13 protein-coding genes are annotated in these 14,569 nt (G+C 71.1%); 6 read left to right on the forward strand and 7 right to left on the reverse strand.

Annotation, left to right across the window (positions count from 1 at the left end):
* Positions 1 to 65: 65 nt before the first annotated feature.
* The 4 genes from ACF1AJ_RS04700 to ACF1AJ_RS04715 form a co-directional block, all read right to left on the reverse strand.
* Complete coding sequence (locus tag ACF1AJ_RS04700; protein ID WP_391506318.1) at positions 66 to 902, reverse strand: PP2C family protein-serine/threonine phosphatase; 837 nt, start codon at positions 900 to 902, stop codon at positions 66 to 68.
* Positions 899 to 2,107, reverse strand: coding sequence for an FHA domain-containing protein (locus ACF1AJ_RS04705; protein WP_391506319.1), 1,209 nt, complete (start codon positions 2,105 to 2,107; stop codon positions 899 to 901). The genes ACF1AJ_RS04700 and ACF1AJ_RS04705 overlap by 4 nt, the downstream gene beginning before the upstream one ends.
* 121 nt (positions 2,108 to 2,228) lie before the next feature.
* Positions 2,229 to 2,948 carry a cache domain-containing protein gene (locus tag ACF1AJ_RS04710; protein WP_391506320.1) on the reverse strand — a complete coding sequence of 240 codons (720 nt, stop codon included), beginning with the start codon at positions 2,946 to 2,948 and terminating at the stop codon, positions 2,229 to 2,231.
* Positions 2,941 to 3,726, reverse strand: a complete 786-nt coding sequence (locus tag ACF1AJ_RS04715; RefSeq protein WP_391506321.1) for a FadR/GntR family transcriptional regulator — start codon at positions 3,724 to 3,726, stop codon at positions 2,941 to 2,943. The genes ACF1AJ_RS04710 and ACF1AJ_RS04715 overlap by 8 nt, the downstream gene beginning before the upstream one ends.
* Positions 3,727 to 3,792: 66 nt before the next feature.
* Here ACF1AJ_RS04715 and ACF1AJ_RS04720 point away from each other — a divergent pair, with 66 nt between their 5' ends.
* From ACF1AJ_RS04720 to ACF1AJ_RS04730, 3 genes are all read left to right on the forward strand, one after another.
* Complete coding sequence (locus ACF1AJ_RS04720; protein WP_391507438.1) at positions 3,793 to 4,968, forward strand: CaiB/BaiF CoA transferase family protein; 1,176 nt, start codon at positions 3,793 to 3,795, stop codon at positions 4,966 to 4,968.
* Between the two features lie 67 nt (positions 4,969 to 5,035).
* On the forward strand, positions 5,036 to 6,199 hold the full coding sequence (locus ACF1AJ_RS04725; RefSeq protein WP_391506322.1) for an acyl-CoA dehydrogenase family protein: 1,164 nt from the start codon (positions 5,036 to 5,038) through the stop codon (positions 6,197 to 6,199).
* Positions 6,196 to 7,608: an aldehyde dehydrogenase (NADP(+)) gene (locus ACF1AJ_RS04730; RefSeq protein WP_391506323.1), complete on the forward strand. Its 1,413-nt coding sequence runs from the start codon at positions 6,196 to 6,198 to the stop codon at positions 7,606 to 7,608. The genes ACF1AJ_RS04725 and ACF1AJ_RS04730 overlap by 4 nt, the downstream gene beginning before the upstream one ends.
* A 92-nt stretch (positions 7,609 to 7,700) precedes the next feature.
* Here ACF1AJ_RS04730 and ACF1AJ_RS04735 read toward each other — a convergent pair whose 3' ends face one another.
* On the reverse strand, positions 7,701 to 9,152 hold the full coding sequence (locus ACF1AJ_RS04735) for a gamma-aminobutyraldehyde dehydrogenase (RefSeq protein WP_391506324.1): 1,452 nt from the start codon (positions 9,150 to 9,152) through the stop codon (positions 7,701 to 7,703).
* Between the two features lie 89 nt (positions 9,153 to 9,241).
* Between ACF1AJ_RS04735 and ACF1AJ_RS04740 the strand changes: the two genes are divergently transcribed.
* The 3 genes from ACF1AJ_RS04740 to ACF1AJ_RS04750 all read left to right on the forward strand — a co-directional run bounded on the left by ACF1AJ_RS04740 (position 9,242) and on the right by ACF1AJ_RS04750 (position 12,600).
* Positions 9,242 to 9,724, forward strand: coding sequence for an Lrp/AsnC family transcriptional regulator (locus tag ACF1AJ_RS04740; RefSeq protein WP_018190844.1), 483 nt, complete (start codon positions 9,242 to 9,244; stop codon positions 9,722 to 9,724).
* Positions 9,725 to 9,726: 2 nt separating this feature from the next.
* Positions 9,727 to 11,142, forward strand: a complete 1,416-nt coding sequence (locus tag ACF1AJ_RS04745; protein ID WP_018190843.1) for an aspartate aminotransferase family protein — start codon at positions 9,727 to 9,729, stop codon at positions 11,140 to 11,142.
* Between the two features lie 69 nt (positions 11,143 to 11,211).
* On the forward strand, positions 11,212 to 12,600 hold the full coding sequence (locus tag ACF1AJ_RS04750) for an NAD(P)/FAD-dependent oxidoreductase (RefSeq protein ID WP_391506325.1): 1,389 nt from the start codon (positions 11,212 to 11,214) through the stop codon (positions 12,598 to 12,600).
* 125 nt (positions 12,601 to 12,725) lie between these two features.
* Here the strand turns inward: ACF1AJ_RS04750 and ACF1AJ_RS04755 are convergent, their stop codons facing one another.
* Both ACF1AJ_RS04755 and ACF1AJ_RS04760 read right to left on the reverse strand, forming a co-directional pair.
* Positions 12,726 to 13,274, reverse strand: a complete 549-nt coding sequence (locus ACF1AJ_RS04755; protein ID WP_391506326.1) for a YceI family protein — start codon at positions 13,272 to 13,274, stop codon at positions 12,726 to 12,728.
* A gap of 107 nt (positions 13,275 to 13,381) precedes the next feature.
* Positions 13,382 to 14,569 (reverse strand): glycoside hydrolase family 3 N-terminal domain-containing protein, encoded by a 1,188-nt coding sequence (locus ACF1AJ_RS04760; protein ID WP_391506327.1) that lies wholly within the window; start codon positions 14,567 to 14,569, stop codon positions 13,382 to 13,384.

The following is a 14,569-nucleotide window of genomic DNA, read 5'->3' on the forward strand; positions in this document are numbered from 1 at the left end:
CCGCCGACGACCGGCCCGGACCCGCACTGGGGACAACTCGATTACCCCCAAGTCGGGGGGCAGAATCAGTGGCGGCGCGCGGCCCTGCGGGAGACGCCCTCGCGGTGCGCTCCGGACTCCGGGGTCGCCAGCACGTCGACGACCACGACGGTCACGTTGTCGCGCCCGCCGTTGCCGAGTGCCGCATCCATCAGCTGTTGCGCTGCGTCGAGCGGAGAGGAGCCCTCGCCGAGGAAGTAGCGGATGCCGTGCTCGGTGAGCTCCTTCGTCAGGCCGTCCGAGCACACCAGCAGCCGGGAGCCGGCGACGATCGGCAGCAGGAAGTAGTCGGGGACCGGGTCCTCGTTGAAGCCGACCGCGCGCGTGATGACGTTGCTGTGCGGGTGCACCTCGGCCTCCGCCGGGGTGATGGCGCCCGCGTCCAGCAGCTCCTGCACGATCGAGTGGTCGACGGTGAGCTGCTCCAGCGTCCCGTCGCGGTAGCTGTAGACGCGGGAATCGCCGATGTTGAACACCAGCCAGTACGGGTTGCCGTCTGCCAGCGTGAGGGCGATGCCGGTGACCGTCGTGCCCGTTCCGAGGTCGGTCTGGCCCACTCCGCGGGTCATGTCGTCGACCGCCGCGCGGAGCGCCTCGGTGAGTGCGAGTTCTCCGACGAAGTCGGCCTTCACCTTCTCGGCGAGACGCGTGACCACCGCCGTGCTGGCGAAATCTCCCGCCGTGTGGCCGCCCATACCGTCGGCGACGGCGAAGATCGGGGACCGCGCGAGGAGGCTGTCCTCGTTCACGCTGCGGCGGTATCCGGTATCGCTGAGGGCGGCCCAGGAGAGGCTGATGCGGGCGTCGGGATCGCCGGGGACAGCCACGGTATGGCGTCTGCTGCTGCGACCGATCTGGGTCACTCGCGTCCTTCGTCTCTGCGGGCGGTGATCTCGATGATATTACCGTCGCCGATCTCCACCCTCGCTCCGGCGAGCACCACGGACGACTCGCCCGGCCGCAGCCGCCGCGCACCGGTGGGTCCGGTCACCACCGTCCCGTTCGTCGAGCGGAGGTCGGTGACGACGACCGCGTCCCCCGACTGCTCGATGCGGACGTGCGTCGACGACACCTCCTGGGTAGGCGATGGGACGGTGGCGAGACGCGGCTCCACGCCCGAGTCGACACGCTGCGGGGCCGGCCGGCGGCCGATCAGGACGGGCACGTCGAGCGGGATCGTGTCCCCCGACGGGAGGCGCGCGGCGAAGGTCGCAGGGGGCGGCGGGAGCACCACCGGCTCGGTCGGCGGGAACACCTCGTCCGCGCGGATCGTCAGCGGCCCAGCGGGCGCGACCGGCGTGTCGCAAGCCGGAGCGAGCACCACAGGACCGGGCGAGGACGGCGCGGGTTCGTCGATGTCGACGGCACCGGGCAGCTCGTGCGCGGCGGGATGCGCCGCGGGCGGCACGACCTCGGACGCCGCACCGGCGTCACCGACACCGGCTTCCGCGCCTCCCGCGCCGCCGAACAGGCTGGAGCTCTGATTGCGGGACCGGATGATCGTCTCTTCGGCCGCCGGACCGGTCACCGCCTCGGCTGCGGCCGGGGCCTCACGGCTGCGCTCGGCGCGCTCGATCGGCTGCAGCGTCCAGGTCAGGAGTTCGCCGTCGGTCACGCCGACGCGGAGTGGCAGCGAGCCGATCGAGAGCCGGGCGACCGGCCCGGTCGGTGCGTCGTCGCCCTGCAGCACCAGGCCCGTCACCGTGCGGAACTCGGCCAGCACCCACGGCTGGACTCCCCCGGACGAGAACCGGCGCGCACCGCCGACTGAGAAGACGTCGACGGCCGCCGACCCGCGCACCACCGCCGTCACGGTGACCTCGCCCGCGGCGTTGGGCTCGGCGATCTCCGCGACGGCGAACGAGCGGACGCTGTCCGGCCCGGCGAGCGGGAAGGCTCCGACGACGGACTCGATGGTCGCCAGGTCGGAATCCGCCAGCCAGTAGACGGCGTCGACGATCCCATCGGAGACCGTGCTCTCGACGGCGGCGACGAACCGGCGACCCGCCACGAGCAGCCACCGCGACGCACCGGCCGTCGGCGCGTACCGGATGAAGCCGCCAGTCATCGTCGGCTCCTCCTGGTCGTCTGGTCCCGGGCCTGTCGCCGGCCGGGTCGCGCGTGTGCGCGGTCGTTGCGAGTGTAGCCCGGCGGCACAACGCCTGCAGGCTGATGCGCCCGGGCCCCGCTCAGACTCCCCCGGTCTCCACGAGCCGGAACGTCGTCCCCGCGCACTCCTCCGCATCGGGGCCGACGGGGATGACCGTCCCGGCCGGCACGGCCGGATCCGTCGACACCGTCACGCGGCCGTGCTCGTTGACGAGCGCCAGCGGCCGGTCGCTCCCGAGCATGGCCGGGAGCAGCACCCGCTCGAGACGCTTGACGTACACATCCACGCCGACGACGCCGAGCATCCGGCCGTCTCGCTCGACCGGCGACGTCACCGTGACGATGTAGTCGCATGCGCACAGGTGGTCGACGTACGGACCGGTGATGTGCGTGCGGTGGGTCGACTGCGGGACGCTGTACCACTCCAGCGACCGGAAGTCGCGCAGGTACTCCGAGTACGAGCGCGCGGCGAGGTCGAGCTTCGACGGCACCCGCGTCGCGCCGAACACCGGGTTCTCGTCGAGGGGGCCGAGCCACCAGCAGAACCGGACGTCGGAGCCGCCGGTCAGCTCCGGCGCGGCGACGAAGCCGGCGCCGATGAACAGCGGGTCGTCCTCGCCGAGGGCCGGCAGCACCAGCGCCGCGATCCGATCGTCGAGGGCGGACGCACCCGACGGCTCGGCGGCGAGGATCGCCTCCCGCCAGCCGCCGAGGGTGTCGTGGATGCGCGCGAACAGGTCCGAGACGCGCGCGGCCGCGGCAAGGGCCTCCACCGCGGCCTCCGTGGTCGGTTCAGCCATCGATCGTCCCTCCGCGCTCGATCCGCGCCTTCGCCGCGAGCAGCCACCGGGCCACCTCGTCCAACAGCCCGCTCAGCCGTGCCCGGGCGGTCGAGGCCTCACGCGAAGCGACTGCCTCCACGACCTCCCGAGCGGCGGATTCGGTGGCCGCACGCAAAGCCGGGTCGCGCATCCCGAGCCACAGCAACGGGCCGAACTCCGCCTGCAGCCGCAGCTGCTCCCGCACCAGTCGCGCGGACTGGCTGAGCACGGCGAGCTCCAGGAGGAAACCGCCGGCATTGCGCCGAGCCTCGGCCGCGTCGGAGAAGTCCGCCGCCGCCACCCAGGCGCCCAGCCGGTCATCGTCGGCAGGCGTCGAACGCTCGGCGGCGCGGTCGGCGCACCCGGCGGCGATCGTCGTCACGTACACCGCCAGGTCGGTCAGCTCGACCTGCGAGAGCCCGCGCAGCCGCGCCGCGAGCAGGGCGTCGTCGGCCTCTCCGCGGTGCACGACGAAACTGCCGCCGTCGCGCCCGCGCCGCGTCTCGACGAGCCCGGCCTGCCGGAGCATCCCGAGCCCCTCCCGCGCCGTCACGAGCGCCACGCCGAAGCGGCGCGCCAGCTCGGCCTCGCTGGGAAGCCGCTCGCCGGCTTCCAGCACCCCGAGCAGGATGGCGTCCGTCAGCCTCCGGGCCACCTGTTCCGCGCGTCCGGCGTCGTCGAGCTGGGCGAACACGGCGTCGCGCGCGCCGGGCGCCGCACGGCCGGTGCGTGCTGCTTCGCGCGTCGCTGTGGTCACCCGTCCACGATAACGTGATCGAATCATTCGCTATAGGATGAATTCGTGTCGAGCGAAGGAGCGAGCATGGCCGACGAGCGCGGCCCTCTCTCGGAAAAGCCGGATGCGGGCGTGCTGCGCGGGGTCCGCGTGGCCGACTTCTCGCGCGTACTCGCCGGGCCGTACGCCACCATGATGCTGGCCGACTTCGGCGCCGATGTGATCAAGATCGAGAGCCCCGGCGGCGATGACACCCGCGCCTGGCGTCCTCCGGTCGACGATGCGGGCCAGTCCACCTACTTCGGCTCGGTCAACCGCAACAAGCGCTCGGTCGTCTGCGACCTCTCCACCCCCGACGGGGTCGCGACGGCCCGGCGCCTGGCGAGCACGGCCGACGTCGTGGTCGAGAACTTCCGCCCCGGCGTCATGGAGCGCTTCGGCCTCGATGAACAGTCCCTGCGCGAAACGAACCCGCGGCTGGTGTTCTGCTCGATCACCGGTTTCGGTCGAGAAGCGGGCGCGGCCCTCCCCGGCTACGACCTGCTCGTGCAGGCGGTCGGCGGGCTGATGAGCATCACCGGAGCGCCCGAGGGCGAACCGAGCAAGGTCGGCGTCGCCCTGGTGGATGTGCTGACCGGCCTCAACGCGTTCTCCGGCATCCTGCTCGCCCTCCGCCAGCGCGACGCGACCGGGCGCGGCTCCCGGGTGGATGTGGACCTGCTCGGGTCTCTGCTCGCCGCCCTCACCAACCAGGCATCCGGCACCCTCGCGACCGGCCGCTCCCCCGCACGGCTCGGCAACGCTCACCCGAGCATCGCGCCGTACGAGCTGTTCCGTGCAGCGGACCGCGAACTCGTCGTGGCTGTCGGCAACGACCGGCAATTCGGCGCGTTCGCCGGCGCCCTCGGCCACCCTGATCTCTCCGGTGACGAGCGTTTCGCCACCAACGAGGCCCGCGTGCGCAACCGCGACGCCCTCCGCGGTGTCATCGAACCACTGCTGGCCTCCCGGACTGCCGCCGACTGGGTGGACGCGTTCACCCGTGCCCGCGTTCCGGCCGGGCTCGTGAATGACATCGGCGAGGCGTTCGCATTCGCCGAGTCGCTCGGCCTCGAACCGGTCGTGACGAGCGTCGACCCCGAGACCGGGCGCACCTCGCGTCAGCCGGCGACGCCCATCCGGCTGGACACCGCTCCGGCCGTCCACCGCACCCCGCCTCCGCCGCTCGGCGCGCACGAGGGACGCTGGGCGGACGAGCGCTGAGCGCGCCAGACAAACCTGCATTACCGAATCACCTGCACCACCTGATGGACCGGCGAAAGGACCGACCGTGACGACAACCCTCGACGAGGCGTTCAGCATCGACCACCTGCTCAGCGACGAGGAGCGCGGCTGGCGCGACCGTGCGCGCGCGTTCGCGACCGAGCGCATCCGCCCGGTCATCGAGCAGGACTTCGAGGACAAGCACTTCCGCCGCGAGCTGGTCGCAGAGCTCGGTGCGCTCGGCGTGCTCGGCATGCACCTGAAGGACGAGGGATGCGCGGGCGCCGGCGCGGTCAGCTACGGTCTGGTCTGCCACGAGCTGGAGGCCGCCGACAGCGGCTGGCGCACGTTCGTCTCGGTGCAGGGCTCCCTGGCGATGAGTGCGATCTCGAAGTTCGGCTCCGACGAGCAGAAGGCCGAGTGGCTCCCGCCGATGGCCCGCGGCGAGCGCATCGGCTGCTTCGCGTTGACCGAGCCGGAGGGCGGGAGCGACCCGGCGGCCATGCGTACGACGGCCCGTCGCGACGGCGACGACTGGGTGCTCAGCGGCGCCAAGCGCTGGATCGGGCTGGCCGCTCTCGCCGATGTCGCCGTCGTCTGGGCGGCCACGGACGACGGTGTCCGCGGCTTCGTGGTGCCGACCTCGACCCCGGGGTTCTCCGCGACCGCGATCGACGGAAAGCTCTCGATGCGCGCCTCGGTGCAGTGCGACGTGGTGCTGGATGAGGTCCGCCTCCCGTCGTCGGCGCTCCTCCCCGGCGCGCGCGGCCTCTCCGGTCCGTTCTCGTGTCTCAACGAGGCGCGTTACGGCATCGTATGGGGCGCGATGGGTGCCGCCCGCGACTGCCTCGAGGTGTCGATCGAGCGCGCGACGACGCGTGAGGTGTTCGGACGCCCGATCGGCGCGACCCAGCTGATCCAGGAGAAGCTGGCGAACATGCTCGTCGAGTACGAGAAGGGGATGCTGCTGGCGCTGCATCTGGGTCGGCTGAAGGAGTCGGGGCGGCTCACCCCGACGCAGATCAGCGTCGGCAAGCTGAACAGCGTGCGCGAGGCGCTGGCGATCGCGCGCGAGGCGCGCACCATTCTCGGCGGCGACGGCATCACGAGCGCCTTCCCGGTCATGCGGCACATGGCCAACCTGGAGTCGGTGCGCACCTACGAGGGCACGGACGAGATCCACACGCTCGTCCTGGGCCGGGCGCTGACCGGGCTGGCGGCTTTCGCGTGAGCGCCAGTGCGGCCGCACTCGAGACCGCCGTGGCCGATGCGGCGATCGCGGCGGCCCGTGCCGCATCCACTCCCACGACCCGCGAGGAGCGCGCCGGCTGGCTGGAAGCCCTCGCCGCAGCCCTCGACGACGACCGGGCGGAGCTCGTCCGCCTCGGCAACGAGGAGACACACCTCTCTGTCGCACGGCTCGACGGAGAGGTCACGCGCACGGCGGCGCAGCTGCGGTTCTTCGCCGGGGTGATCCGCGAGGGCGCGTACCTGGAGGCGGTGGTCGAATCGCCCGACCCGTCGCTCATCCCGCCCCGCCCGGACCTCCGCCGCATCCTACGGCCGCTGGGCCCGGTCGCGGTGTACGCGGCGTCGAACTTCCCGTTCGCGTTCTCGGTGCTCGGCAACGACACCGCGTCTGCGCTGGCGGCCGGCTGCCCGGTGATCGTCAAGGCGCACCCGGGTCACCCGCTGCTCTCCCGCCGGACGGCTGCTCTCGCGGCGCGCATCCTCCCACCCGGCTGGTTCGCGCTCGTCGAGGGGATGGACGCGGGCACCGACCTGGTCCGCCACCCGCTCATGCGCGCGGCCGGGTTCACCGGTTCGACCCGGGGCGGGCGGGCTCTGTTCGACCTCGCCGTCTCGCGTCCCGACCCGATCCCGTTCTACGGGGAGCTCGGCAGCATCAACCCGGTCGTCGTGACGCGGGCCGCCGCGACGGAGCGAGCCGATGCCATCGGGACGGGCCTGGTCGCCTCCTTCACCCGCGACGCGGGTCAGTACTGCACCAAACCGGGACTCGTCTTCGTTGCGTCCGGCGGCGGCGTCGAGGACGCTGTGCGGAACGCTCTCGGCCACGCCCCGTCGAGCCGTCAGCTGACCCCGGCGATGACGGAGGCCTTCGCCGACGGCGTGGCCGCGTTCGCCGCCCACCCGTCCGTCGAGGTGCTACGCGGGGAGGCCGCGGGCGGCGCCTCCGCGCCGACCGTCGTCCTCATGGACGCCGACACCTTCCTGGCCGACCCCGCACCCTTCCTCGCCGAGTGCTTCGGCCCGGTCACCGTGCTGGTCCGCTACGACGAATCCCAGCTGCCGGCGCTGATCGCAGCACTGGAGCCGTCGCTCACCGCGACCATCCACCGCGGGACGGACGAGGACGTCAGCGCCCTGGCGGCCTCCCTCACCGCTGTCGCGGGCCGCCTCCTCTTCGACGGCTGGCCGACCGGCGTCGCCATCGGGTGGGCGCAGCACCACGGTGGCGGCTGGCCGTCCACGACCGGGAGCATCCACACCTCGGTGGGCGCGACCTCCCTCCGCCGCTGGCTGACGCCCATCGCCTACCAGGACGCCCCGCAGGGCGCCCTCCCGGCCGAACTCCGCGACGGCAACCCCCTCCGCATCGCCCGCCGGGACTCCTGACCCGCCGCCCACGCCGACAGCTCCGGACTTTTTCCGCCCGACACGCCGCGGCGGGGGCGAAAAAGTCCGGAGCTGTTGGCTGGGCGGCCGGCCTACTCGCCGATGTACGACATGACGTGCTTGATGCGCGTGTAGTCCTCGAAGCCGTACGCCGACAGGTCCTTCCCGTAACCGGAGTGCTTGAACCCGCCGTGCGGCATCTCGGCGACGATCGGGATGTGCGTGTTGACCCACACGCAGCCGAAGTCGAGCCCCTTCGCGAACCGCATCGCGCGGCCGTGGTCCTTCGTCCAGACCGACGACGCGAGCCCGTACTTCACGCCGTTGGCGTTCGCCAGGGCCTCCGCCTCGTCCGCGAACCGCTGCACCGTCTGCACCGGGCCGAAGATCTCGTTCTGCACGGCCTCGTCGTCCTGCCGCAGGCCCGACACGATGGTGGCCTCCCAGAAGTAGCCGCGATCGCCCTGGCGGTTGCCGCCCAGCTCGACGCGGGCGTGGTCCGGGAGCCGGTCGACGAATCCCGACACCTGCGCCAGCTGGTTCGCGTTGTTCAGCGGACCGTAGAGGATGCCGTCCTCCCGCGGCGCGCCGGTGCGCGCGTTCTCGCGGGCGTACTGCGCCAGCGCGGCGACGAACTCGTCGTGGATGCCGTCCTGCACGAGCAGGCGCGTCGCGGCCGTGCAGTCCTGACCTGCGTTGAAGTAGCCGGCCGCCACGATGCCGGCGACCGCCTTCTCGATGTCGGCGTCGTTGAACACGATCACGGGCGCCTTGCCGCCGAGCTCGAGGTGCACCCGCTTGAGGTCGAAGGACGCCGCGCGCGCCACCTCCATCCCGGCCCGCACGGACCCGGTGATCGAGATCAGCTGCGGGATGGGATGCGCGGTCATGGCCGCGCCGGTCGTCCGGTCGCCGAGCACCACGTTGAGCACGCCCGCCGGCAGGAACTCGGCGGCGACCTCGGCCAGCAGCAGCGTCGACAGCGGTGTGGTGTCGGACGGCTTGAGCACGGTCGTGTTGCCCGCGGCCAGCGCCGGGGCGAACTTCCACACCGCCATGTTCAGCGGGTAGTTCCAGGGCGTCACCTGACCGACGACGCCGATCGGCTCGCGCCGGATGAACGAGGTGTGGTCGGGCATGTACTCCCCCGCCGACCGCCCCTCGAGGTTGCGCGCGGCGCCGGCGAAGAAGCGGATCTGGTCCACCGACAGCAGGATCTCGTCCTCCACGAGCGTGGCGCGCGGCTTGCCGGTGTCCTGCGACTCGGCGTCCGCGAACTCCTCCGCACGCGCCTCCATCGCGTCGGCGATCCGGAACAGCGCGAGCTGGCGTTCGGCCGGCGTAGTCTGCCCCCACGTCCGGAAGGCGCGCTCGGCGGCGGCGTACGCGTCGGCGACATCCGCCTCGGTGGACACGGGCGCCGTGGCGTAGACCTCTTCCGTCGCCGGGTCGATCAGCGGGATGCTGTCCGTGCCGCGTGCCTCCACGGAGCGGCCGTCGACGAAGTTCCGCAGTTCCCGTACGGGTGAGTCGGTAGCAGTCATGGCGGTCAGCCTACTGATTTCGTCAGCGAAACGGGCAAATTCGTGCGGAATCGCTTGCCAGACATCCAATCCACTGACAGAATCGCTCCATGAGTACCCCTCGGGCAGCGAACGGCCAGAAGGCTGCGGTCATCGACGACGTCTCCAAGGCGATCATCGAGCAACTGCAGGCGGACGGCCGCAAGTCGTACGCGGAGATCGGCAAGGCCGTCGGTCTCAGCGAGGCGGCGGTGCGCCAGCGTGTGCAGAAGCTGACCGAGTCGGGCGTGATGCAGATCGTGGCCGTGACCGACCCCATGCAGCTCGGCTTCTACCGTCAGGCGATGATCGGCGTGCGCTGCACGGGCGACACGCGTGCGGTGGCCGACAAGCTGGCGGCCATGCCGGCGGTGGACTACGTGGTGCTGACAGCCGGCACCTTCGACATCCTCGCCGAGGTGGTGTGCGAGAACGACCTCGACCTCATCACGATGCTCAACTCCGAGATCCGAACGCTGGAGGGCGTGCTCTCCACCGAGACGTTCGTGTATCTGAAACTCCACAAACAGTTCTACAACTGGGGAACGCGATAACCATGACGACAACCGTAGAAACGTTCGGCGAGCCGATCGCGGCCGAGGAGGCGGCGCTGCAGGCGAAGGCGCGCGACCACCTCTGGATGCACTTCGCCCGCCAGTCGGTGATGGAAGAGGGCCACGGCGTCCCGATCATCACGCGCGGCGAGGGGCACCACATCTGGGACTCGCACGGCAAGCAGTACATCGACGGGCTGTCCGGACTCTTCGTGGTGAACGCGGGCCACGGCCGCAAGCGCCTCGCCGAGACGGCGGCGAAGCAGGCCGAGCAGCTCGCGTTCTTCCCGATCTGGTCGTACGCCCACCCGAACGCGATCGAGCTGGCCGACCGGCTCGCCTCCTACGCGCCGGGCGACCTCAACCGCGTCTTCTTCTCCACCGGCGGCGGCGAGGCGGTCGAGACCGCGTTCAAGCTGGCCAAGTACTACTGGAAGCTGCAGGGCAAGCCGACCAAGCACAAGGTGCTGTCGCGCGCCGTCGCCTACCACGGCACCCCGCAGGGCGCCCTGGCGATCACCGGCATCCCGGCCATGAAGGAGATGTTCGAGCCGCTCACCCCCGGCGGGTTCCGCGTCCCGAACACCAACTTCTACCGTGCGGGCGAGATGGGCGCGCCGACCGACGACATCGAGGCCTTCGGCGTCTGGGCGGCGAACCGCATCGAGGAGATGATCCAGTTCGAGGGTCCCGACACCGTCGCGGCCATCTTCCTCGAGCCGGTGCAGAACTCGGGTGGATGCTTCCCGCCGCCTCCCGGATACTTCCAGCGCGTCCGTGAGATCTGCGACAAGTACGACGTCCTCATGGTCAGCGACGAAGTCATCTGCGCGTTCGGCCGCATCGGGCACATGTTCGCGTGCGACGAATACGGCTACGTGCCGGACATGATCACCTGCGCGAAGGGCATGACCAGCGGGTACTCCCCCATCGGCGCGACGATCATCAGCGACCGCATCTACGAGCCCTTCAAGCACGGCAACACGTCGTTCTACCACGGCTACACCTTCGGCGGTCACCCGGTCTCGGCCGCGGTGGCACTGGAGAACCTCGACATCTTCGAGGAGGAGCAGCTCAACGAGCGGGTGCGTGAGAACTCCCCGCTGTTCCGCGCCGAACTCGAGAAGCTCCTCGACCTGCCGATCGTCGGCGATGTCCGCGGCGCCGGCTACTTCTTCGGCATCGAGCTGGTGAAGGACAAGAACACCAAGGAGACCTTCAACGACGACGAGTCGGAGCGTCTGCTCCGCGGGTTCCTGTCGAAGGCCCTGTTCGACGCCGGCCTGTACTGCCGCGCCGACGACCGTGGAGACCCCGTGGTGCAGCTCGCCCCGCCGCTCACCATCGGTCCGAGCGAGTTCGTCGAGATCCGCCAGATCCTGGAATCGGTGCTGACGGAGGCCTCGAACCACCTGTAAGACCCCCAAAGGACGAATCCGGGACTGCTCACGCGGTCCCGGATTCGCGCCTTAACGAGAAGGAGCGCAATGGACTACCGCACGGTCGGCTTCTGGTTCGACTCCATCGCTGCCGACGAGGACGGCTTCCGTCCCCGGCCCGGCCTCGACGCCGATGCCGATGTGGATGTCGCCATTGTCGGTGCCGGCCTGACCGGCCTCTGGACCGCCTACTACCTCCAGGAGCGCGACCCGTCTCTGCGCATCCTGCTGCTGGAGAAGGAGGTCGCCGGTTTCGGTGCGTCCGGCCGCAACGGCGGGTGGTGCTCGTCGCTGTTCCCGTGGTCGGCGTCGAAGCTCGAGGCGCGATACGGCCGGGACGCTGCCGTGGGAATGCGCCAGGCGATGGTCGACACCGTCGACGAGGTCGGCCGGATCGCCGAAGCAGAGGGCGTCGACATCGACTTCGCCCGCGGCGGCACGGTGACGTTCGCCCGGTCGAAACCGCAGGTCGCGGCCGCGCGCGCCGAGTTCGAGGAGTCGGAACGCTACGGCGTCGATCGTGTGGCGCTGTGGGGCACCGAGACCGTGCGCTCGCGGTTCGGGGTGCGGGATGCGCTGGCCGCGACGTACACGCCGGCGTGCGCGCGCATCCACCCGGCGAAGCTGGTGCGCGGTCTCGCCCGGGTCGTCGAGCGGCGGGGAGCGACCATCGCGGAGGGCACGGAGGTGCTGTCGTGGGACGCCGGGACGGTGCGGGTGCGCTCCGGCGGTTCTGAGCGCACGGTCCGGGCCGGGACCGTGGTCAACGCGACCGAGGGCTACGGCTCGCAGCTTCCGCAGGTGGGTCGCCGCATCCTCCCGCTCTACTCGCTGATGATCGCCACCGAGCCGCTGCCCGACGCGACGTGGGAGCGCATCGGCATCGAACACGGGCAGACGTTCACCGACTTCCGGAACCTCATCGTCTACGGGCAGCGGACCGCCGACAACCGGTTCGCGTTCGGAGGCCGCGGGGCGCGGTACCACCTGGGGAGCGCCATCCGGCCGGGATACGACCGGTCGCCGCGGGTGCGTGACCACCTCATCCACACGCTCTACGACCTCTTCCCGGACGCCGCGGGCGCTCGCATCACGCACCACTGGGGCGGACCGCTCGGCGTTCCGCGGGACTGGCATGCGAGCGTCGGCTATGACCGGGATGCGCGCGAGGCCTGGGCGGGCGGTTACGTCGGCGACGGGCTGAGCACCACCAACCTCGCCGGCCGCACGCTGGCGGACCTGCTCACCGGAGCCCGCTCCGACCTGACGATGCTGCCGTGGGTCGGGCACCGCTCACCGCGGTGGGAGCCGGAGCCGCTGCGGTTCGCCGGGGCCAACGCCGGCCTCGTCGCGATGGAGTCCGCCGACCTGGAAGAGTCGGTCACCCGCCGCGCCTCCGTCATCGCGCGAACCCTGGCGCCCCTGCTCGGCCACTGACCCCTCCGCTTAAGCGCGTCCGCCCACCGTCGAGTCCGCAAACTTTGCACGCACGCGCGGCGTGGCGTGTGCAAAAAGTGCGTACTCGACGGTGGGCGGAGGGGCGCTGGGAGAAGGGCGCAGGGTCAGGCGGCGAGGACGGCCTGGAGCTCGAGGGTGATGGTCACCTCGTCGCCGAGCAGCATGCCGCCGGTCTCGAGCGCGGCGTTGTACGTGAGGCCGAAGTCCTCACGGTTGATCTTGGTCTTCGCGGTCGCGCCGGCCTTGTAGTTGCCGTACGGGTCCTGGCCGAAGCCGCCGAAGTCGAACTCGAAGGTGACGGGCTTGGTGACGCCCTTGATGGTGAGGTCGCCGTCGACGAGGAACTCGCCGTTCTCGTGGCGCACGCCGGTCGAGACGAAGTCGATCGTCGGGTGCTCCTCGGCGAGGAAGAAGTCGCCGGTGCGGAGGTGCGCGTCGCGGTTCTTGTCCTTGGTGTTGATGGAGGCGACGTCGGCCTTCGCGGTGACCTTCGACTCGAGCGGGTTCTCGGCGGTCACGAAGGTGGCGTCGAAGTTCTCGAAGACGCCCTTCACCTTGCTGATCATCAGGTGACGGATGCTGAAGCCGACCTCGCTGTGGGTGGGGTCGATGGTCCAGGTGCCTGCCTTGTAGCCGGGGATCTCGATGGTCACGGTGTCTCCTAGAAGTCGCGCGCCGGGCGGCCCATCCGCCCCGCGTCGAATACATGCAAGCGCATGGACTCCCGGACTATTCCGCGATTCGCAAAAAAGTTGACGCGTCACTCTTCGGCGGACAGCGACCGGCGCAGCTCCAGCAGCTTCAGCGCGTCCGCGTCGATCTGCGCGACCGGGATGCGGCTCTGCTGCACCGCCGCCACGACGGCATCGATGAGCGCATCCGGATCGCCTCCGGCCGGCAGCACGTCGAGCACCATGGTGTTCCCCGCCGCGATCGCCTGCACCGCGTTCTCCCCCGGGTCCTGGTATTGCGGCAGCCCCGTGTCCTGCAGCATCCGCAGGTCGTCGGTGATGCTCGCGCCGCGGAAACCGAGCTCATCGGTCAGGATGCGGTGCCAGGCCGCGGAGAGCGACGCCGGCGCCGCATCCACCTGCGTGTAGGCGAGGTGCCCGAACATGACCAGTTCGGCACCAGCGGAGATGCCCGCCTGGAACGGCGGGGCGTCACGCGTCGACCAGTCCTGCTTGCTGACGGCGGTCGACGGTACGGCGTGGTGCGAGTCGGCCTCGCTCTCGCCGTGTCCGGGGAAGTGCTTGAGCGTGCTCAGTACCGTTCCGCGCTCTCCCGTGACCGAGGCGGTGACACGGGCGGCCGCCGCGCCAGGGTCCGTGCCGAGCACGCGGTCGGCGATGAAGGAGGCCGGGTCGGCGGTGACGTCGGCGACTGTCCCGAAGTTCACCGAGATCCCGGCCTGCTTCAGGAGCGTCGCGCGCCGGGCGAAGGCGTCGCGCGTCGCCGCCGGGTCCTGACTCCGCAGGGTGTCGGCGCCCGGCTGGTCGTCCCAGCCGAGACGCGTGACGTCGCCGCCCTCCTCGTCCACACCGATCAGCGGAGGGAGGCCGGGGTCGGATGCGGACATGGCCGCCGTCTGCGCGGCGAGCTCGGCAGGAGTCGCCGGGATGTTGTCGCCCATCAGGATCATGCCGCCGACGCCGTACCGGTCGACGTACCCGCGCAGTGCCGCCGGGTCGGTGCCGGGTGTGTGCAGCATGAACAGGCTGGCGACCTTCTGCCGCAGGGTCATGTTCGCGAGCCGCTGCCGGGCGTACGCCTCGACCGCGTCGACCGTCGGCGTGGGCGAGGGAGTGGGCGCAGCCGCAGCGGTGCGTGTCCCGCCCGCCGTGCGGGCCGGCGCCGGGCCGACGCATCCGGTCAGCACCCCGGACAGCAGGGTCGCCGAGAGCGCCACGGCGACCACCGCGGCCGTCCGACGTCGGGCTGCGCGCAT

It is taken from the genome of Leifsonia sp. NPDC014704 (assembly GCF_043083605.1).
In the GTDB taxonomy this organism is placed as follows: domain Bacteria; phylum Actinomycetota; class Actinomycetes; order Actinomycetales; family Microbacteriaceae; genus Leifsonia.